Origin of the sequence: Micromonospora sp. NPDC005367, from assembly GCF_040606825.1 — a bacterium.
Classification (GTDB): domain Bacteria; phylum Actinomycetota; class Actinomycetes; order Mycobacteriales; family Micromonosporaceae; genus Micromonospora.
The window spans coordinates 269,645-290,986 of sequence record NZ_JBEXFP010000003.1; the positions used below are offsets into that span (position 1 = coordinate 269,645).

11 protein-coding genes and 2 pseudogenes are annotated in these 21,342 nt (G+C 69.1%); 3 read left to right on the forward strand and 10 right to left on the reverse strand.

Annotation, left to right across the window (positions count from 1 at the left end):
* Window positions 1-137 precede the first annotated feature (137 nt).
* Window positions 138-3,143 (forward strand): AAA family ATPase, encoded by a 3,006-nt coding sequence (locus ABZS42_RS03910; RefSeq protein WP_355142299.1) that lies wholly within the window; start codon window positions 138-140, stop codon window positions 3,141-3,143.
* A gap of 120 nt (window positions 3,144-3,263) precedes the next feature.
* Here ABZS42_RS03910 and ABZS42_RS03915 read toward each other — a convergent pair whose 3' ends face one another.
* On the reverse strand, window positions 3,264-3,554 hold the full coding sequence (locus tag ABZS42_RS03915) for a transposase (protein ID WP_355142301.1): 291 nt from the start codon (window positions 3,552-3,554) through the stop codon (window positions 3,264-3,266).
* 192 nt (window positions 3,555-3,746) lie between these two features.
* Between ABZS42_RS03915 and ABZS42_RS03920 the strand changes: the two genes are divergently transcribed.
* Complete coding sequence (locus ABZS42_RS03920) at window positions 3,747-4,631, forward strand: ABC transporter substrate-binding protein (RefSeq protein WP_355142303.1); 885 nt, start codon at window positions 3,747-3,749, stop codon at window positions 4,629-4,631.
* A 283-nt stretch (window positions 4,632-4,914) separates the two neighbouring features.
* Here the strand turns inward: ABZS42_RS03920 and ABZS42_RS03925 are convergent.
* Window positions 4,915-5,642, reverse strand: a pseudogene (locus ABZS42_RS03925) (IS5 family transposase).
* Window positions 5,643-5,734: 92 nt separating this feature from the next.
* Window positions 5,735-6,205 (reverse strand): annotated as a pseudogene (locus tag ABZS42_RS03930) (ATP-dependent RecD-like DNA helicase); the annotation flags it as partial.
* A 249-nt stretch (window positions 6,206-6,454) separates the two neighbouring features.
* Between ABZS42_RS03930 and ABZS42_RS03935 the strand changes: the two are divergent.
* Window positions 6,455-7,399 carry an NmrA/HSCARG family protein gene (locus tag ABZS42_RS03935; protein ID WP_355142305.1) on the forward strand — a complete coding sequence of 315 codons (945 nt, stop codon included), beginning with the start codon at window positions 6,455-6,457 and terminating at the stop codon, window positions 7,397-7,399.
* A gap of 10 nt (window positions 7,400-7,409) precedes the next feature.
* Here ABZS42_RS03935 and ABZS42_RS03940 read toward each other — a convergent pair whose 3' ends face one another.
* The 7 genes from ABZS42_RS03940 to eccB all read right to left on the reverse strand — a co-directional run bounded on the left by ABZS42_RS03940 (window position 7,410) and on the right by eccB (window position 21,340).
* Window positions 7,410-9,509, reverse strand: coding sequence for a BTAD domain-containing putative transcriptional regulator (locus ABZS42_RS03940; protein WP_355142307.1), 2,100 nt, complete (start codon window positions 9,507-9,509; stop codon window positions 7,410-7,412).
* Between the two features lie 601 nt (window positions 9,510-10,110).
* Complete coding sequence (locus ABZS42_RS03945; RefSeq protein WP_355142309.1) at window positions 10,111-12,333, reverse strand: discoidin domain-containing protein; 2,223 nt, start codon at window positions 12,331-12,333, stop codon at window positions 10,111-10,113.
* Window positions 12,334-12,499: 166 nt separating this feature from the next.
* Complete coding sequence (locus tag ABZS42_RS03950) at window positions 12,500-13,480, reverse strand: GlcNAc-transferase family protein (RefSeq protein ID WP_355142311.1); 981 nt, start codon at window positions 13,478-13,480, stop codon at window positions 12,500-12,502.
* 44 nt (window positions 13,481-13,524) lie between these two features.
* Window positions 13,525-13,824, reverse strand: coding sequence for a YbaB/EbfC family nucleoid-associated protein (locus tag ABZS42_RS03955; protein WP_355142313.1), 300 nt, complete (start codon window positions 13,822-13,824; stop codon window positions 13,525-13,527).
* A gap of 11 nt (window positions 13,825-13,835) precedes the next feature.
* Entirely contained in the window at window positions 13,836-17,156 is a 3,321-nt protein-coding gene (locus tag ABZS42_RS03960; RefSeq protein WP_355142315.1) for a right-handed parallel beta-helix repeat-containing protein, read from the reverse strand.
* Window positions 17,157-17,163: 7 nt separating this feature from the next.
* Window positions 17,164-19,974 (reverse strand): hypothetical protein, encoded by a 2,811-nt coding sequence (locus ABZS42_RS03965; RefSeq protein ID WP_355142317.1) that lies wholly within the window; start codon window positions 19,972-19,974, stop codon window positions 17,164-17,166.
* 10 nt (window positions 19,975-19,984) lie between these two features.
* A complete protein-coding gene (eccB, locus tag ABZS42_RS03970; protein ID WP_355142319.1) occupies window positions 19,985-21,340 on the reverse strand; it encodes a type VII secretion protein EccB in 1,356 nt (451 codons plus the stop codon).
* Window positions 21,341-21,342: the final 2 nt, after the last annotated feature.

A 21,342-nucleotide genomic window follows, 5' to 3' on the forward strand; every position in this document is an offset into this window, starting at 1 on the left:
GACCCGGCCCATCGGACGCCTTCGCGGCGTTCGGTGGGCCGGTCGTATGAGCGGGACCTGTCGACCAGCGCCCGGCACCGCGCGTTTGGGTATGGTCCCGTTCACCGATGATCACCGTGTTTGGAGGTAGGGACACCGTGGCCGTCAATGAGGTCTGGCACGGCTCTACCGAGCCGGGGCCGAAGCCCCGCCGCGACCCCGACGGAGGTGGCACGGCGGGGTCAGCTGGAGCCAGAGGGCGGAACGTCGCCGGCGGCAAGCGGGTGGTCGCGCCGTCGATGGTAGGCCGGACCGAGGAGTTGACCGCACTCACGACGGCGGTGTCGGCGCCACCGGCGATCGTCGTCGTCGAGGGCGAGGCGGGGATCGGGAAGACCAGGCTGATCTCCGAGCTGCGGGTGCGATCCGACGCGGGGCGTGTGCTGGTAGGGGCATGCCGGCCGATCCGGGAGCCGTTTCCGCTCGGCCCGGTGATGGAGGTGGTCAAGGACCTCGGTGCGGAGCTGCGGGGAATGGCGTTGTCGCCGGTGGCCGGCGCGTTGCGGCCGCTGGTTCCGGAGGTGGCGGATTCCCTGCCGCCGCAGCCGCCGGCGCTCGATGATCGGAATGCGGAGCGGCATCGGGTGTTCCGTGCGCTCCTGGAGGTGCTGGCCGGCCTCGGCCGCGCGGTCCTGGTGCTGGAGGACCTGCACTGGGCCGACGACCACACTCTCGACTTCGTGAGCTACGTGGTCTCGGACCCGCCGCGGATGCTGTCGATGGTGCTGACCTACCGGGACGGTGAGGCGACCGCGCAGCTGCGGGCGGCGACAGCGAAGATGCCCGCGTCGGTGACACGAACCCACATTCATCTGACTGCGTTCGACGGCGCCCAGACCCAGGAGTTGACGGCGGCGGTCCTGGGCGCGGATGCGGTCTCCCAGGAGTTTGCGGCACATCTGTGTGAGCGGGCGTCGGGGTTGCCGTTTGCGATCGAGGAGCTGTTGGCGCTGCTGCAGACGCGCGGCACCCTCGTGCAGCACGACGGAGTATGGGAACGCAAGGACATCGATCGCCTGGAGGTGCCGTCCGGCATCCGCGATCCGGTGCTGGAGCGAGTGAGCCGGCTCTCCGACGACGCCAGGGCGATGGTGGAGGCCGCGGCGGTCCTGCAGCTGCCGGCGACGTTGGGGGTGCTGATGCGGAGCTGCCGCACGCTGCGCGGTGACGCGGGGCTTGCCCTGGAGGAGGTGCTGGAGTCACGACTGCTCGTCGACCATGCCGGCTCCCTCGCGTTCCGGCACACGCTCGCGGCCCAGGCAGTCTACGAAGACATCGCCCCACCGCGCAGGCAGGATCTGCACAGCCGCGCCGCAGACGCCCTCAGCGGCCTGTCCTCGCGCCCTCGAGGACAGGTGACGCATCACCTGCGGTACGCGGGCCGTCTGGCCGAGTGGGCCGAGGCCGCCGAACTGGCCGCCGACCAGGCCGGCCGGCTCGGTCATCACGACGAGGCGATGCGGCTGCTGCAGGACCTGCTCCGTGAAGAGTGGCTCGAGCACGAGCGGCGGGCCCGCGTGGCCATCAAGTTCGGGTCAGCGGCGATCAGAACCATGCGTTCCGTCGACGAGACGGTCGAACTGCTGTCCCAGGTGTCGGAAGACGGATTGTCGCCGGAGACACGGGGGGAGCTGAACCTCATCCGAGCAGTTGCCCTCGCGCAGGCGGGGGCCGACGCCACGCTTCAACGCGCCCAGTTCATCCGCGCACTCCCGGATCTCACCAACGCGATCTCGATCGCGCAGGCGATGGTCGGGCTCGCAGCCCCGATCGCGCCCGGTGTGCCACTGGCCGAGCACAAGCGATGGCTGCGCAGGCTCGTGGAGATCGTTCCCTCGATCGAAGGCAGGGCCTGGCAGGTGGCGCTGTTGGGCAAGGTGGCCATGGTGCAGGTCGCCGTGGGGGATGCCCAGTGGCGGGCCATGACCGTGCGGATCCGCCGGCAGACCGGTGACACACCCCGGCACTTCGTGGAGGTCAATGCCTTCCATTCCGTGGCGCAGAACGCCTACTACGCCGGACACCATGCCGTCGCAGGCCAGCTGCTTGCCATCGCGCTCGAGGGAGCCATTGACGGTGAGAACTGGTACCGAGAGCTCCTCGTACGCGCCACCCGGTCGCTCCTCGACCATGGCGTCGGTTACTGGGCTGACCTGGACGAGCGGGTTTCGGTCCTCATCAACCACTTCGATCGGGAGGCCTTCGAAAGGCGTGAACTCGACCTCGTCGCGGGCTGTCTGGCCGCCGCAAGAGGAGATGTCGGGAGCGCCAACCAGGCACTCCGAAAACTCGTGAGGCGGCTCGAGAAGGCTGGGGCGTTCGATTTGATCCCACTCGCCGCGAATACGCTGATTCGCCTGGCGCTGGGCGGTGGCGACGCTGCTCGTGCGGCCTCCGAGTCCCGCCGATTGGCGGACACGTTGAACCCTGTGCCGTTCGAGGTCTCCGCGTTGCGTGCGCTCCCGGCCATGTGCGCGGCGATGGTGGCCGACGAGCAGCCTGGCCAGGCTCGGGAGCTCCTTGCGCATTGGAGCGGCCGGAGTCGAGGCCTCGACGCACCCTACGCGGCGGCCGCGGTGCCGCATGCCCGCGGTTTCATAGCCGGCGCGACCGGTTCGCCGTTCGCTGCAGCGCGTCACTTCTTCGCCGCCGCAGATGCGTACGACCGCCTCAGTTGCCCCTATGAGGCAGCACAAGCACGCGAGGAGGCGGGCACGTGGCTGCTGAAGGCCGACGCCCCGACAGGGCGGACACAGGGCGAGGAGACCCTGCGCTCGGCGATGGCCGGCTACCAACGCCTCGGAGCCACCTGGGACCTCGCGCGAACAACCCGCGTGGCGCGCGCACTCGGCGTGCCGGTGCCCACGGCATTTCGCGGTGGTCGCCGCGGGTATGGCGACAGGTTGTCGCCCCAGGAGCTCAAGGTCGCGGAGATGGCCGCCGGCGGGAAGACCAACAAGGAGATCGCAGCTGGCCTCTTCCTTTCCGTCAACACGGTCAAGCGCCATCTGGCCGCTGCGATGCGCAAGCTCGACGTGCATTCGCGCCAGGCCATCGCCGACCGACTGACCGGACCAACACAGAATCGTGTCAGCGAGAAGTGATCAGGCGCGGTACACGACGTTGCCAGGGTCCGCCGCTGCAGCCTGCGTGGCGCGGAACCACTCCCGTCACAACCTGGCGGGGCGCCTGACCGACAGGTGTCCGAACATGCTCCTTCTCCGTCACTCGCTGTTGGCGTACCGGACGCGAAATACCGGGCCGCCTTCAGCAGAATGTCCCGTTCCTCCTCCAGCTCCCGGATCCGCCGCCGCAACGCCGCGTTCTCGTCCTCCACCGAGCCGGCCGCCGGTGCCGCCGGCCCGGCGCTGCACCCCGGCGCTGATCCAACTACGCAACGTCTCCCGATTGACCCCGAGATCGTCAGCGATCTGCGCGATCGTCGCCCCGGGTCGAGACCGGTACAACGCGACCGCGTCGGCCTTACCCTCGGCGGGGTAGTGCTTGTTCACCATCTGTCAGGGACTACTGATCTCCCCGGACCATCACGATCCAAGGCTCAAGTGTCCAGGAGCAGGGGAAAACTCCCATCTGACCTCCGACCAAACCGGGGTTCAACACGTCCGCCGATCAGACAACGCAACAGCGCCCTCACGGCGCGGTTGAGTCAACTCGCTCATCGCAGCGGGATCGGGCAGTATGGCCGTATGCGTCTGGTGTCCCTGCTGCCGTCCGCGACGGAGATCGTCTACTCCCTCGGTTTGGGTGACGACCTGGTTGGCGTGACGTTCGAGTGTGAGGTGCCGCCCGCCGCACGGGGCGACAAGACCGTCGTGGTCGGCGGCCGGGACACCCGCGGCCTCACTCCACACGAGATCGACGCCTACGTAAAGGCACAGATGGCAGCAGGCATCGACCTCTACACCCTGCACAGGGACGCGCTGGCCGGCCTGAAACCTGAGCTGATCCTCACGCAGGACCTCTGCCGAGTGTGCGCCCTGCCCTCAGGCCAGGTCTCAGACGCCTTGGACTACCTCGGCTGCCACGCCGACGTACTGTCCCTGGACCCGCACACGCTCGACGAGGTCCTCGACACGATCCTTGCGGTAGGCGCCCGAGCCGGCGTACCCGAACGATCCGAAGCGCTGGTAACCGGCCTGCGCGCCCGGCTCGAGGCCGTCGCGGCGGCGGTCGCCGGTCGGCCGCGGCCCCGCGTCGCGGTCGTGGAGTGGGTCGACCCGCCGTTCACCGCCGGGCACTGGGTACCCGACCTGGTGCGAAGCGCCGGCGGCAACCCGGTTGCCGCCCGCCCCGGTGCCCGGTCGGTGCAGACAACCTGGCAGGAACTCAGTGACGCCGCCCCCGACGTCGTACTCGTCACGCCCTGTGGATTCCGGCTCGACGGCGCGGCGCAGCAGGCCGAAACGGTCGCGCCGAGGTTTCCCGGGGCCGCGGTGTGGGCGATCGACGCGGACGGCCTCGTCGTACGCCCAGGTCCGCGGCTCGTCGACGGCGTCGAAGCGATCGCCGCGATCCTGCACCCCGACGCCGTGCCCGAACCGCCCGTGGGCACCATCACCCGGGTGGCATGACAACGGATAACCCCCTACAGCCCGTGGTTCCCGCTGACGTCACGACCCGCCAACTGCGCGCCGTCGAGGCCGAACCGCTGCGGCCCTCGCCGCGCTCTACAGCATCCCGATCCTCGACCGCAAGCTCCGGACATTATCCAAGAACATCGATGAATGCCGGTGCCCGACCCACCGAGCAGTTTCCGAGCGAATGCGACCCCTAAATCGACACCGAGGCAGGCGGTCCACCAGGTCACGCGCCTACGGGCGATCGATGATCATCGGCGTAAGAGTCTTAGAGGTCCTAACAAAGTCGTACGACGTGTCGGTACGTGATGATGCAGGTGGCGAGGCCGAGGAAGGCTTCGGTATGTCATCACGGCGTTCCCAGCGGATGCGTAGCCGTCGCATGCTGTGGTACCAGCGATCGTGCGCTCGACGACCCACCGGAACACACCGAGACCGGATCCGTGGGGCTGGCCACGGCGGGCGATGCGCGGGCGGATGCCCTTGCCGCGCACTGCCTTGCGGTACTTGTCATGATCGTAGGCGCGGTCGGCGAACAACTGGTCAGGACGCTGGCGGGGCCGGCCACGACGGCCGCGTACCGGCGGGATCTTGTCGATCAGCGGGAGCAGTTCGGTGACGTCGTTGCGGTTGCCGCCGCTCAGCGACACAGCCAGGGGGATGCCGGCACCCTCGGTCAGGACATGGTGCTTCGAGCCCGGGCGGGCGCGGTCCGCCGGGCTCGGACCGCTTTTGGGCCACGCCTCGCGGCCCGCACATGCGAGGAGTCGATCACGGCGCGGGACCAGTCCAACTTCCCGGCCGACTGGAGTTCGGCCGGCAGCAGTTCGTGCAGCCGCTGCCACACCCCGGCCCGGTTCCACTCCTCCAGCCACCGCCAACACGTCATCCCCGAGCCGAACCCCAACTGCCGATCCGGAATCCGCTTACGTCCCGGGTGACGGGGTTGCGCACGGGCTTGGGCAGCAACGGCTCGATACGCTGCCACAGCCCGTCCGGCACGATCCACGGCGGCTGCTCACCACGCCTCACGGCCCAGCATCGTAGATCGTCCTCTATCAAGGACGACAAGCACAGAGACCATTATGTTAGGAACTCTTAATGGCCTTCTGCTCCTCCCACGCTGCGGTGATCTTCGCGGTGCGTTTGGGGCCCAGACCCGGCACCTCCACCAGGAGGGCGGGTTCATCCTCGATCACCTGGAGGGTGGTGTCCAGACCAAAGTGCGCCACGATCCGCTCGGCGAACACCGGCGCGATGCCCTTCGCGAGGCCAGAGCCGAGATAGGGCTGGGTGCCCTGGATCGTCGCCGGCAAGACGGTGGTGTACGAGTCGACCTCGAACTGCCGGCCGTACTTCTGGTGCGACGACCACCGTCCATGCAGCCGCAGGCTCTCCCCCGGATGCGCGCCCAGCAGCGCACCCACCACCGTCAGCAGGTCGCTGCCAAGGTCGGTGGCCACTCGGGCGACGGTGTATCCGGTCTCCTCGTTCACATAGGTCAACCGCTCCAACACCGCGTCGAGTGTGGCGAGCGGCGGACTCGGGGCGGCGGGCACGGCCATCATCTTGCCCTCTGCCACTGGCTCTCCGTCGGCGCGCTCCCCTGCGCCGGCAGATTGGCTGACTGGGTCGTCGCCGTAGCCCCCCGGGTGAGGCCGGTGAAGTGTGCCGACACGAGGGCCCGGAGGAGCGTGCATGCGCGCGTGGACACGACGTGGACACGACGTGGACACGACGTGAACGCCGATCGGTTTATATGGCCGGAGCCACGGGGCCCGACGGATCGGCCCGTGTTGACTAGCTAGGAGATCTCGGTGTCCGAGAAGAAGATTATTGCCGTGTTCGGCGCCACCGGAGCTCAGGGCGGCGGGATGGCCCGTGCGATCCTGGCAGACCCGGATGGCGAGTTCGCGGTTCGCGCGATCACCCGTAACCCGCAGTCGGAGAAGGCGCAGGAGCTCGCCAAGGCGGGAGCGGAGGTTGTTGCAGCGAACCTGGACGACCGGGAGAGCATCGTCAAGGTTCTGCAGGGGGCCTATGGTGCGTTCGTCGTCACCAACTACTGGGAGTACATTTCGGTCGAACGGGAGAAGGGTCAGATCGCCAACGCGGCGTCGGCCGCCAAGGCAGCCGGTCTGAAGCACGTGGTCTGGTCGACGTTGCCCGACAGCCGCAACGAGATTCCAGTTGACAACGACCGGATGCCGACGCTCGAGGGCAAATACAACGTGCCGCACTTCGACGGCAAAGGCGAGGGGAACGCGTACTTCACTGAGGCTGGCGTACCGACGACCTTCCTCAACACCACGTTCTACTGGGAAGACTTTTGCACGTTCTTCCCTCTCACTCGCACCGACGACGGCAAGCGCGCAATCACGGTACCGATGGGTGAGCGTAAGCTCTCCGGCATCGCCGCCGAGGACATCGGCGGGGTCGCGCTCGCCATCTTCAAGCGCGGCGAGGAGTTCATCGGCAAGTCGCTGAACATCGGCGGCGAAAACCTCACCGGCGAGCAGTACGCCGCTCAGCTGAGCAAGACCCTGGGTGAGGATGTGGTCTACCGGCCGATGACCTTCGACGCCTTCCGCGCACTTGGTTTCCCCGGTGCGGACGACCTCGGCAACATGTTCCAGTACTACTACGAGACCGAGGAGAACTTCGCGGGCTCCCGTGACCCCGAGAGCCTGCGCAAGGTCTTTCCGGCGCTGCAGGACTTTGCCACCTGGGCTGAGAAGCACAAGGACCGGTTCTCGGCCTGACCGTACGACCTCAGCCGATAGCAGCCTGAGGTCGGGCGTCGAGGCGGAAGCCGAGCAGGGACATCAGCAGTTCGGCCTCCGCCTCCGCCTGGTTCGCGGACTGTATGGCGATAGCGCGCATGTGCTCCTGCTCGAGCAGGAGCCAGGACCGGGCCGCCTCGGCGTCGGGGAAGGTGAATCCTCGCGTCGGCGGCCCGGGCTCCTGTCCCCGTGGCACCGTGAGCGGGAGCTCGTCAGTGGCGCCCAACGCCGCGCGCACCGAGGCGAGGTAGAACCGGATGAGTCGGCCGAGGGCCGCATGTATCCCTGCCTCCCCATCCTCGTGCCAAGCCTTGTTACGGGCGAAGTGGCGGATCGGACGGTGGTATCGGTAGCGCCCGAAGCACGTCGGCTCGAGGAGGTGAACGTCAGCCGCAGCCTCGAGTAGGTTCTCGGTCTCGAACACGGTCCGGTCAAGTGTGGCCGCCGCGGCCGGGAGCGAGACGTCGGGGCCGTCAGGGATCGCCGCGAGCCGCAGCGCGCGCGCCTGCTCCGGAGAAAGCTCGCGGAAAGCCGGTTCGAAGGGCTCGTCCACGACCGTACACACGGACGGACGCTCGGGAGTGTCGGGCCTGCGGCCGTCTTCCCGCTCGAAGATGGTGGTGAGTCTCCAGCCGGGGCGGTGCGCGAGCTGTGCGGCGAGTGTTCTGATCGTGTGCGGTAGACCGGCGGTCTCACGTATCAGTCGGCGTGCCGCGGCGGGCTCGGCTGCCACCCGCTCCCGGCCGATGATCTGCTCAAGCAGTGCCAGCCCTTCCTCCTCAGATAGTTCACCCACGTTTACCCGCTGCACGCCGGCCAACCCGGTGAAGCGCCGCCACGTCGTGATCATCACTGCGGCACCATCGGGGCCCGGCACCAGCTGTTGCACCATCCGCTCGTCCGGCGGGTTGTCCAGCACCACGAGAATGCGGCGACCGGCGGTCGTCGTCCGCCACAAGGCCCTCCGTTCCGCGGTGGAGTCGGGCAGCGTCCCCTCCGGCGCGCCCAAGGAACGCAGCATGCCGCCCAAAACGGTGCCCGGGTCCAGGCAGGACCGATCAGTGTCGTCGAACTCGACGAAGAACTGACCATCCGGGAACTCTTCGATCACGGCGTGCGCGGCACTCAGCGCCAGGGCCGTCTTCCCGACTCCACCGGGCCCGGTGAGCCCCACCACAGGCACGCTCGGAGTGCGCGCGGTCAGGGCGCTCACTACCACGTCACGAAGCTCGGCCCGGCCGACGAGATCCGGCAGATCGGGCGGTAGCTGAGCCGGTTTCGGCTGCTGTACGGTGACCGGCCGCGAGGGTGTGGGCGCGGCGGCGAGCAGCAGGGTCGGATCGGAGTTGAGGATACGCTGCTGCATCTCCTTCAGACCCGGCCACGGCTCGATGCCGAGCTGCTCCTCGAGCAGGTTGCGGGTCTCGTGGAAGACGGCGAGTGCCGCGGCCTGTCGTCCGGACCGGTAATACGCGAGCATGAGCAGCTCACGTGGCCGTTCGCGGAGCGGGACCTCGGCGATCAGGGTGGCGAGCTCGTCGGCGGCCTCCGCGTGTCGCCCGAGCTCGATGTCGACGGCGACCCGATCCTCGATCGTGGCTAGGCGAAGCTGGATGAGCCGGGTACGTTCGTTCTCCGCGTACTCTCCGTGTACCCCGGCGAGCGGGGTCCCCTTCCACAGCGCGAGCGCCTCGCGCAGCGCTGCGGCCTCGGCCAGCGCATCGCCCGCCCGGTGCGCCTCTCGCGCGGCCCTGAGGCGCAGTTGGAAGATTGTGAGATCGAGGGTGATCGACTCGACTGGGATCGCGTATCCGCCGGGTACGGATTTGATCACCGAGGCGGCGGGCTCACCAGCGGTGGTGAGCGCCTGCCGCAGACGGTAAATGTACGAGCGGACCATCCCTGCGGCGGCACTGGGCGGCCTCTCGCCCCAGATGGCGTTGATCAGATCCACGGGGCACGCCGGCGCCCCGGCGCGCAGCAGGAGCACGCCGAGTATCGCCCGTTGCTGTGGCGAGCCCAGCTCCAGCTCGGTGCTCTCGCACCAGGCACGCACCGGACCGAGTACCTCGAACCGCAACTTCCTCATCGGCGTCCTCTTTCCGAGCCAACGGCCAACAACACCCATAAGGGTCACCAGGATTCCTGATCCGGCCATTTCCGGCATCACGGGTTCTACGAAGTTAGTAGGGGTTGGGTGAGCCGTGGCGGCGCCCGGATCAGGGCCTGAGGCGAGGATTTCCATGGCGCGGTCCCAGCTTCGCTTCGGACGCCCGCCTCAAGAGTGCTCGCCATCTAGCTCCTCCCTGGTTCAGGTCAATGTCTTGGGATTCGGCAATGGTCAAAGACGTCGGCCAGTTCGGTCCGCCATCAGCGACCGTCGCGATACTCAATCGACAAACCTTTGCGGGTGCCGACAGCGCGCCTCGTCGACGACATGGCACGTCCATCGCCAATGGTGAGCCAACGGGGTGACCTGGCCGCTTTCCCGCCGTCAACCCAAAGGGCCGGCGCGACGTTTCCGTTGCTATTAGCACGGAGAGCAAGTGGCTCTTGCCGGAGCCGATCGGCATCCCAAGGAGCTGATCCCAAGGAATTCGACGCCGGCTCGGACGTAACGGGGGTCCGCGGGCGCCGGCTCCGGCGGCGGGGCCGCCCGTGATGTGGGCGGCCCAGCCGGGCGAGGAGCCTCAGGAGTAGGCGTTGAACTCTGCGATCGACCACCACGTCGAGCTGCTGCCGGTCTGCGTCACCCGGATGTACCGTGCGGTGGTAGCCGGGAATCCCACCGTCACCAGCGGGCCGGTACCCGTACCGGTCGCCACCGGCGGACCCCAGTTCACCCCGTCGGACGACAGACTCACCTGGTAGCTGCGCGCGTAATCCCCGGTGCTTCCCGCTGAATCCATCGTGATCTGACTGATGTTGCGTACCGCACCCATGTCGACCGTGACCGTCTGACCGGGGGCCATCGCCGTCCCGGTGCTCCACCGTGTCGACGCATTACCGTCCAACATCCTGGCCGGCACATCCGTCGCACTGCTCGGCGACGCCGACGCCGACCAACCCGTACGCGACAACAGCGTGTGCGTGCCACTGCCACCACCGTCGACGGTACCCACCGTCATCGCGAAGAGGTGCAGACTCGGTACGCCAGACTGCACCGGCGCGACGCCCAAATTCGGGAGTTTGACGCTCGCCACGGTCTTAGCCGACGCGAGCGGCACGGCCTCGGCGAACAGCGCCGCGGGACCGTCGAAGCGGGTGTTGCCCTGCCGGTTCTGGTATGGCGCCACCGCCGCAAGGCTGACTCCGCCGCCGGGCTGATTGGTCACGAACCAGTCCGGCGACGTCACGTCGAATGCTTGGACGGTGCCATCGGTGTACTGGACCGATCCGGTGCCCGTCACCGGACCGTAGCTGGTCGAGAAGAGCAATCCGAGGGTGTTGCCTGTGCCGGAGAGCGCGATGGTCTGGCCGGTCGCGATCGTGTTGTCCCGCTGGCCGGTGCCCGCGCCGGCCGGCCAGGTGAGGGCAAGGCCGGCCGCGGTGACCGTACCGCCGGCTCGTACGCCGACGCCGGCCAGTGCTTCCGCCGAGAAGCTGGCCCCGCCGCCGTCGAAGTTCCCCGGGTTGGTGTTGGCGTCCGTGGTCACCGCTACGTTGTTGTATGACTCGGCCAGCGTGAGCGGGGGCGGCGTCGGCGCAGCGGAGCCGAACAGGGTCAGTGGGATGACGTTGGCCATCGCCTGCATGCCGGCGTCGTTGGGATGCAGATGATCCCCGGAGTCGAAGTCGGGCCGGAACTTCGTCGGCGCGGCCGGGTCGTGGGTGGCCGTGTCGAAGTCGATCGTCGCGTCGCAGCCCGAGTTCGCGCCGCGCACGTACGCGTTGTACTGCCCGCGTGCGATCTCTCGGCTGGAGGTCCAGCCGGAGGAGCCCTCGAACGGGGTGAGGGTGGTGCAGTAGAAGGCGACTCCCGCCCCGTGCGCCTTGACGATCAGCTGCTGGAGCCCGTCGATCAGCTGGGCGCCGGTAGGTTCCCGGCCACTACCCAGGTCGTTGATCGGGTTGTCGGAGAAGATTACCGACCGGACACCGGAACGGCTCAGCACGTCCCGGTCGAACCGGTCCAGAGCGCTCGGCCCGACGCCGACCCCGAGCAACTGGTTTCCGGCGATCCCCTCGTTGAGCACGCCCACCGTACGCCCGGAGGCGTTGAGCCGGGTGGCGAGCAGGTTCGTCCAGCGACGGTTGGCGTTGAACGACGAGAGGTGCCCCTCGGTGATTGACGCCCCGAGCGCCACTACGGCACCCGTTGCCGCCGGGTTCATCACCTCCAGGTCCGAGACGATGAAGTAGCTGGAGTAGGTCTGGGTCACCGCCAGCGAGGTCGCGCCGGTGACGTTGCCGTTGGCGAGGTACTGCTCGGAGAAGGCGAATTGCTTCGACGATACGCCCTCGGTCCGTACCGGGACGTAGAAGCTGACGGCGGCGTCGGATTCGGCCAGCACCTGGAACGACACCGGGTCGCTGGTCGCCTGGCCACCCGCCGGGATGGTCACCGACGACTGACCGCCGAACGTGACAGCCCGATCGGTGGACGCCACGATGGAGGCACCAGAGGATCGTTGGGCGAGGTGGAAGTCACTCAGCGTCAGGGGTTCGTCGTTGAATACGTTGGACAGGCGCAGCCGAGCCATCGTGCCGCCGATGCTGGTGTGCACGATCTGCCGGGCCGTCGACTGGGCCGGAAAGACTCCACCGCTGTTCTCGTACGCGACAGACCAGGTGCCGGTCCAACCGGCGTCGGCCGCCGCGGCCGAGGCCGGCGCGGGCCCCGGGGCGATGCCCACGGCCGCAGCCAGCACCATCACCCCGGCGGCAGCGAGCCACCTGTTGGGATTTACCACTCGTTCCACTCCTTGCAATTAAGATCGAACGTTGGCGGGTAGGTACGTTATTGACGTCGCAGCGTGGAAACAGGGATCGCAGGATGATGCGGCCCACGGCGACAAACGATCATCGGGGACAGCCCATCGGACATTTACCGCACTAGGTGGCGGTAGGCCGCGGCGGTCAGCGCGGGGCGGTGCCGCAACGCAGAGCTTCCGGCCCGATCACTGTCGATGAAGGACGGCAGCCCCCGGCGGGCATTCGATAGTCACGATCAAGGTAGCTCCGTTCGGTACAAGCCCGGAAACCCACCCCCGCGTACGCCTCGTACTCCGCGACCGTGCGTACGGGCCCCACGCCGTACCGGCCTATCGACGGGTACCGCAGCAGGTTACGGACCCGGCGACGGCTCGCCTTGTCCAACGTGAACCAGGTCTTGCCCGCACCAGCGTTGTCGTGGTCGTTCCAGTGCCGTGGCCCGTCCGGGCGGATGTAGTAGTGCCAGGACAGCACGTCGGTCGGGTGGAACAGGTCGAACCCCCAGGTGTACGCGCGCACCGAGACGCTGATCTCTTCGCCCTGGAAGTAGACGTTCGGGTCGTACGGCACCTCGTGGGCGAACGTGCCGGGCGCGAACAGGAAGCCCCCGGCCACGAACCGCGCAGGTACCGGATCCGGCAGCCGCTCCCAGTTCGGGATCGTACGCTGCGCGAGGATCGGCAGACCGTCGTCGGACCAGCGGTCCAGGGTGATCTCGGTCGGCACGTCCTCGCCGGCAAGCTCGCCGGTCGGGTCGTATGTGGGTGGATAGCAGCTCAGGATCGGTTTGGCGGACCCGGTCCGGTCGGCCAGTTCGATCAGCCGGGCATCCCAGCCCGGCGCGAACCGGGTGTGGCTGTCGACCTGGAGGAACCAGTCCTCGCTGGCGTGCCGCTCCATGATCTCCGCCCGCGCCCAGCAGGCTCCCCGGCTCTGCCGCGCGTCGACGTCCAGCAGTTCCACCCGCGGATCGCCGGCAATAGCCGAGACGTCCTCGTCGCCCAGATGCTGCCAGCACACCACGATCCGCAGCGCGTCCGGCTCCTTCGCCTTGGCGAGACAGTCCAGCACGGTCGGGACCAACTCCGGATCTCGGTACGCGGCCACCGACACGAAGATGGTCATCGGGCGGTGCCGCGGTTCTTCTCGCGCACGTCTTGCGTCACCGTTCAGGAGAGGTTGATCTCGACCGGGCCCATCTTCTGCTCGGCCAGCCTGCTGGCTGCTCCGGCGGCTGCCCGGATGGCCTCGGCGATCGCCTCCTGTAGTCGGTCCACGTCGTGCTGCTCGAACACCCGCGGGTCGATCAGTACCGACTTGAGCTGGCCCAGGCCACTGGCGAGCAGGGTCACCAGGCCGTCGCCGGAGCGGCCGGTCACCACCGTACGCTCAAGCTCGGTATGCGCGTCGCGCATCTGCTGCTCGAACGCACGGGCGTTGTCGAGAAACTCCTGAAACTCTGGCTGCACTTCTTCTCCTGTTATCCGACGGCGGCCAGGCCGCTCGATTGCCGGAGGGGTTCTCGGCCGGGCCCGAACCCGGTCAGGTCCGCGAGGGCCAGGGTGCGGGACGCGGCAGTACGGGCAAGCCCCCACGAGATCTGGTGCGCGGCACGTACGGTCGGTTCCGGCAGCCCCACCACCAGCTCACCGATCGCGGCCCGTACGTCGTCGGGCACCTCGTGGCCGCGGCGGAGCAGGTGTCGCACCACGATCTCGGCGAGTTCCGTGGTCGAGTACGCCGGCACGACCCACTGCTGGCCGAACACCTCCGCGAGGCCGGGCACCGCCTTGCGCAGCTCGGCCAGCTCGGCGGTCTCGCCGATCAGTACGAGCATCGGGTCACCGGGTGCGCTTCGCACCTGCTCGACAAGCGACTCGACGACCTCGATGCCACCACCGGTGGGTTCATCGGCGTACTCGACCACCAGCACTCCGCCTTCGGCGTCCCGCAACGTCGCGCGTACCAGGCTGCCTGCCTGCCCCGGCCACTGCGCGGCCAGCTCACGTACGGTCGAGGCCCGCACCAGTTGGCCGACCGGCACCAGGGTGAGTTCGGACAGCGCGGCCGCGTACAGCCTGGCGAACTCGCCGCGACCGCTGCCGGGCGGCCCGCCGAGCATGACGTTGCCGTGTCTGCCATACGACCGGTTCCGGTTGCGCAGCTCGCAGAGCTGCAGCAGGGTGGCGCCCACGGCGTCGCGGACCGAGGTGGCGCCCACCAGTTCGCAGATCCGCCGCCAGCTACGAGACGCGTTGATCGCGCCGCTCGGGTTGGTGCTGGCGTCCGGCTGATCGGCCTGCTCGACCGGCAGGTCGTCGAGCAGGGCCAGCTCGGGCGCGACGTCGGCCGCGGTGAGCCGGTTCAGCTCGGTGTCCTTGACCGGTGGCGCGGTCGCAAGCCGGGAAGCCTGATTGTTGATCATCGCCTCGAACAGCTTGCGTGCCACGCGCCCGTTACCGAATGTGGCGCCCTTCGGGATCCGCTCGAAGTACGCGTTCAGCGCGTCGATCGCGTCGTCGGTCAACTCGTAGTAGAGGCTGCTGCTCAGGTTCGAGGTGATGGTGACGAGCTCGGCCACCGAGTAGTTGGGGAACTCGATGGTCCGGGTGAACCGGGACGCCAGACCAGGGTTCGACTCGAGGAACTTCTCCATCAGATTTGAGTACCCGGCGACGATGACGACCAGCTCGTCGCGGTGGTCCTCCATCATCTTCATCAGGGCGTCGATGGCTTCCTGCCCGAAGTCCGGACCGGAGCCTCCCGAGCCGGCCGAAAGCGTGTACGCCTCGTCGATGAAGAGCACCCCGCCGAGTGCCTTGGTGACCAACTCGGTGGTCTTGATGGCGGTGGAGCCGATGTACTGGCCGACCAGGTCCGCGCGCGCCGCCTCGACCATGTGCCCCTTGGACAGGATGCCGAGCTCAGCGAGCACTGAACCGTACAGGCGGGCGACGGTCGTCTTACCCGTGCCGGGCGGTCCCGCGAAGACCAGGTGCCGACTCATCGGCGGCATGGGCAGGCCCATCTGCTGCCGGACCTGGGACATCTTGATCAGGTTGATCAGCGAGGTGACCTCGTGCTTCACGCCGCGCAGACCGGTCAGGGCGTTCAGCTCGCGCAGCGGACCGTTCAGCTCGCCCTCGGGCTCGGTCGCCGGGGTGTCGTCCGCCGGGTGCACCGCAGTCGTGGCCGGCCGGCCGCCGGGAGCCGCCGACGTGGCCGGGCCCGTCGGCGCCGCCGGCTTCTGGCCGGTCGTCAGCGCCTCCATGGTGAGTTGCGCGCCGTCGATCCGGTGCACGTCGACACCGCCGCTGGCCCGCACGACACAGCGGTTCAGGGTCACCGGCTCGGTGGTCTCGATGCTGACGCCGGCGTCGCCGCTGTCGAGGATCTCGCAGTCGACGAGCTGGGCCCGGCTGCCCGCCGACAGCCTCACCCCGGCGTGCCGCGCCGCACGAACCCGAAGCTGGCTCGCCGTGAGCGTGCCGCCGCCGCTGACCAGGAGGCCGTCGTCGGGGGCGTCGGCGACCTCGCTGTCCCGCAACCGCAGCTCGGCCGCATCCACGATGAGTCCGGTGCCGCGCAGCATGGCCGATTGCAGATCCAGCTGGGCACCGCCGCCCACGACGAGCGCGCTGGAAGCCGTACCGTTGAAGCGGGCCTCCCGCACGGTGCCCCGCGCGGCACCGCCGAGTTCGAGCGCGACCGCGCCACCGGCGTTGAAGACCAGGTCGGCCCCGTCGAGCGTGGCGCCGTCGCGGACCACGACGCCGGCGCCCTGTCCGACCTCGGCGCTCAGGTTGCGTACGGTCGCCGAGCCGGCGCCGCCGATGATTGCCACGTGGTCCCGGGTGCCGCGCACGGTGAGTCCGGTGAAGCCTAGTGCCGCCTCGCCGTCCACGTTGAGGCCGATCGGCACGTCGGCGACCACACAGCCGGTGAACGTGGGACGCGCCTTGCCGGTGACGTGCACAGCGGTGTGACCGGCACCGCTGAACGTGCACCCCCTGAACTCGGGCGTGGCGCCGTCGGTGATGTGTGCTGACTGCACGGCCGCGCCGACGAACTGCGAGTCCCTGATCACCACGTCGATTTCGCCCCGCAGGAACAGGTCGACGTTCGCGCTCTCCCGGACGGTGAGGCCCGTGATCCGCGCCCACCCGCGCTGTTCGACGACGAGTGCGGGCTTCCCCGCGCCGCTGATCTCGCAGTGCTCCATGACCAGCCGGCCATCGCCGTTGACGCAGACGCTGTTGGCCTGGGTTCCGTGCACCTCGCAGCGGCGCAGGGTCAGGGTGCTGGTCTCCCCGACGACGATGCCGGAGGTGCCTACCTCGCGTACGACCGTGTCCTCGACCGTGCTGGCGCCCGACGACATCACCACGATGCCGGCGCCGGACGGGGCGCGCACCTCGCAGCCGCGCAGGGCCACCGAACCCTGCATCCGGGCCAGCAGTGCGACCCAGGCCGAGCCGTTGATCCGGCAGTCGTCGAGCGCGACCTCACCCGAGTAGACGTCGACCGCTGCGAGCTTTGGGTCGCTGCTGGACAGCGTGATGCCGCGCAGCTGGACGCCCTCGCCGTGTACGACGAGAACGCTGCCCTCCTCCACGTGCACCTCGACCGCACCACCCGGCTCGGCGCCGATCGTCACGCGGTTGCCGACGACGAGCTTCTCCACGTATCTGCCGGGATGAACGGCGATCGTCGCGCCCGTCTCCGCCCGGGCCAACGCCGCACCGATCGTCGGGTAGGAGCCCGGCTCGCGGCCACCCACCATCAGAACCTGTCGACCCATCGTCAGATCACCGCTTTCGTTCCAGGCCGGGCAGCACGCTGAAGCGACCACGCCCGTCCGCGCCGATGCGCTTCTTCGCCTCCATGCCCGCCCAGCGCTCGATGCTGCGTTTCAGGGTGGTGACCGCGAGATCGTCGAGCGAGAACCGGTTCGGGTCGACCCGGCCGTTGTCGTCGATCTCGTTGCTGCCGATCTCGCGCATTAGGATCACTCCACGGCCGCTCTCCGCCGGTGCCCGCAGTTCCAGGATTTTGAAGCTGGTCCCGGGCAGGAACAGCGCCCGGTCCTCGATCCGGTCGCCTCCCTCCGGCTCCAGCAGAGTCGTCCGCCGCGCGGTCATCGACCAGATCAGCACGTCGGTGTCGCCTTCCTGGCCGTCGTACGGCTGGGTCAGCACGTTCACGAAGCTCCAGTCGGTGACGAGCTTGCGCCTGCGGTAGAGCTCCCACTCCTGCTCGCGCGGGGACGTGCGGAACATCGTGGCGCCACGGAACGACGGGAGCCGGGAAAGGCCGGAGACCACGCACCGGGCGAACGGCACGTGCGGGCCGTTGCTGCCGGACCGCAAGCCCACGTCGATCCGCTCGCCGCGGCTGGTGAGGTAGAGGCGCACCGCCACCGAGTCGGCCAGCACGTCGTCGGCGCTCAGGCCCGCGTGCTGCATGCCCGGGTGCTCGGACATGATCCGGGAGACCGAGCTGGCCATCATGTCGAACTCGCGGCTGAGCGTACGGCGCAGCCAGCTCCGCTCGTCGTCGAGGGCGCGGTTGGGCAGCAGGGCGCTGGCACCGGCGGTGGGGACGGGCTGGATCCGCACCGGTACCGGCGACTCGGACGCATCGGTCCGGACCCGCTCGGCAGCGGACGGCGGACCGGCGACCTCGGCTTCCCCAGTCGGCCCGGCCGCCTGCACCGACTCGACAATGCCCGCCGCCTGGACCGGCTCGGGCACCTCGAAGGTTTGGACCGGCGCAACCGGAGCCGCCGGTGCGACCGGGTCGGCCACCACGACCGGCTCGACCGCCGCCACCGGTTCCACCGCTGGGGAGACCGGGGCGACGGGCGGCGCAACCGGAGCCGGAGGAACCAGAACCGGCGGAACCGGGGACTGCGGTACCGGCTGCGGCCCAGCGGAGGCGATGTCCGCCGGCCGTAGCACGGCGAAACGTATCGAGTCTCCCGGATCGAGCACGCGCGGTCTCGTCGCGACCTCGTCGTGCGGCTGGGGCGGCTCAGCGACCGACACCGGTGCGGATGGCGACAACCCCTCCGGCGGTGGCGGGGCCGCTGCCGGCGGTGGTGGCAGTTTGGGTGGGGAGAGCGTCGGGGCCGGCACCTGGGCACGGGCGCTCACCGGCCGCGCCGAGGGCTGCGGACGTTCGGGTGTGGCGGATCGGTCCGCGCCGGGTGGGGCGGGGATCTCGAATGCGACCGTCGCCTCGACCGCGGCCGGCTCAGGCGGAGTGACCTTGGCAACGGCAGGGGCTGGCGACGTGGTCACCCGGGCCACCGCGTCGAGATCCAGCACGGCCTGCGCGCGGCCGACCGGCTTCAGGCCCGGCACCAGTACGGACGACGGCAGCAGCGCGCTGCCGGTACCGGCCCGCTCGTCCAGTCTGGCAGCCAGATCGGTGGCCAGCTCACGCATCCGGGTCGAGTGTGCTTCAACGGTGTCGTCGAAGATCACCGTCGCCCCCTCCGGATCGAGGACCGCGGCGCGGACGCGTTCCGCGTTCGCCGGTTCCTCGGCCGAGCGCACCCAGAGACCCGCCTGGACCACCTCGACCACCGCGTCGGGGGCGTACCAGTACACCCGCGGAGCGATCTCCTCGGTCCAGCGCAGCGGCGGACGGTGATTCAGCACAACGGGGCGAAGGGCCTTCGAATTCGGGTGCGCACGCGGTTCGTAGCCGAGTCTGCGGGCGAACGGGGGCCAGCCCAGCGAACCGTCCGGGCGGACTGTGCGGACGTCGTACCGGCGCGGGCTGCCCACCGGCAAACCGGTGTAGCAGACGAGGCTGCTTTCCAGCAGGTCGGCGAGGGCCTGGCCGAACGACTCCCCCTCGGGTAGCCGGACGTCACCGTACTGCACGAAGCGAACCCGGGAACGGTCGTCGGCATCCAGCACACGCCAGAACCGGACCACGTCGTCGAGCGGGAGTGGCGCGGTGCCCGGGCAGCCGAGCAGCACCGTCATCGTCTCCGGCTGGCACGGCACCGCGCCGGTCAGCAGCTTCCGATGCGTGGCCACGGTCTCCAGCTCCCGGGTGTCGTGGATCCACACCCCGCCCGGCAGCGGCTCGATCTCCCCGGTCGAGCTGGGGGTCCAGTTCTCGGTGACCGCACGGTCCCACAGCGGGGTCGGGTAGCGCTTGGAGTCCCAGGCCGGTGACCTACCTGGCCGGAAGCGCACCCATCCGCTGCCCGGGGTCGAGTGCACGAACAGCGCGCCCGCCCCGCCACGGATCAAGTCACCGTCGGGAGCGATGACCGTGCGGCCCAATCGCTCGGACAGCCACTGGCCGGCCATCGCCGCCGCGTTGTGGTGCCGGCCGCAGGCGACCAGTCGGATGCCCTTACGGCGGCGGGGCAGCACACCGGCCATCGACTCCCACGAGGCCACCGGCAGCCCTTCGGCCAGGTCGATTACGACCAGGTCGTTCTCACTGTCCTCGACCATGGACAGTGCGAGCGACTGCGCCTCCGGGCTGATCTCCTCCCGTACGTGCAGGACAAGCGCGTTGCCCACGGTGTGACGGACGAAACTGAGGGGATTGTCCTTCTCCCCCTGAGCCGCACCCCGGATGCCCCATCTCATGTCGACCCACCTACCCCGTTGCGAGACCGTGGATGGCCTCGCGGCTCAACAGCGGCCCCTGCCGCAGCGCACCCAGCAGACTCTTCGGGAACGGCACCAGGCCGGCCTTGTCGAGCTTCAACGCCCTGACGCTGTCGTCGCCGGCCAGCGCGTACACGGTGCCCTCCTCGGAGATGAAGGAGACCTGCGGCTCGCTTCGCTGCTGCAGCGGTACGGGCACGACCGCCATGCCGCTGCCGGGTGCCACGAGCGTCGAGACACCGCCGTTCGCGTCGACGCCGGACTGTGCGCGCGCCGCGTACACGAGCGTGCTTCCGACCTCCTGGGCGGAGACCGGCGCCTGACGCAGGCAGAGCACCAGGTCCCCCGGGTCATACCAGGTCAGCCCGGTCAGGTCGGGCAGCCGGTTGGTCAGCGATCGGTCGGCCGACTTCGGCGCGTCCACGAGTTGCGCGGCGTCGAGCTCGACCGGAGAAGTATCGTTCGCCGCCTCGGCGACCATGAACTCGGTGCGGCTGATCGCCGCCAGGCCGTCCTTGCGGAGCACCAAGAGCTGCTCGGCCCCGGATGCGGCTCGCTGATGGAACAGAGTGCCGACCCGGTAGGAGCGGCCACCGATCACCGGCCCGGGCTCGCCGGCGCCCGGGATGTCGGGTGGGCCGAGTGCCGGGCCGGCCGGAATCCACGCCAACCACATCTGTGGGGCGCGAACCACGCGGGCGGTGCTCGCACCCAGCGCGACCAGTACGGCATCGTCGGTCACGCGTAACCGCCTACCGTGGGCGAGCAGGTAGACGACGTCGTCCTGGCCGCGTACGACGGTGAACCGGTCGGCCGGCAGGGGCACGGAGACGGCACGGGGGTCGAGATTCACGCCGACGCCGGGGCCGGGGTCGTCCACCACCGACCCGGGCAGGCAGGTCAGCCACGGACCGGCGACCAGGGCGTCGGTGGGCACCGACTGGGGTGCGCCGGCGATCCCTAACGTCCCCCCTCGGGGCAGGTCCCGCAGTGACGCCTTCGAGATCAGCTTGACCTGGGCCCGGTCGCCCTGGATCAGCATCGCGGAGGTGAGGTTCGCGGTGGGGTGTAGCAGCCCGTCCAGGTAGACGTACCGGGTGCCGCTCTCCTTTTCCACCAGGATCACACTGTCCTGTTTGTACACGCTGCTGCCGCCCGGAACGATCCAGCCGTAGACACCGAAGCCGCCGATCACGAGTACGGCGAGCAGGACTCCGACCGTGAGCCCGGTCAGGGCGCGCCGCCCGGGGACCTGCGCATTGCTCGGGTCGCCCTCGACCAGTGCCGAGCTGAGCCGGCCCATCATGAACTGGTGGGCGTGCACGTGGTCACGTTGAGTCTGCACCT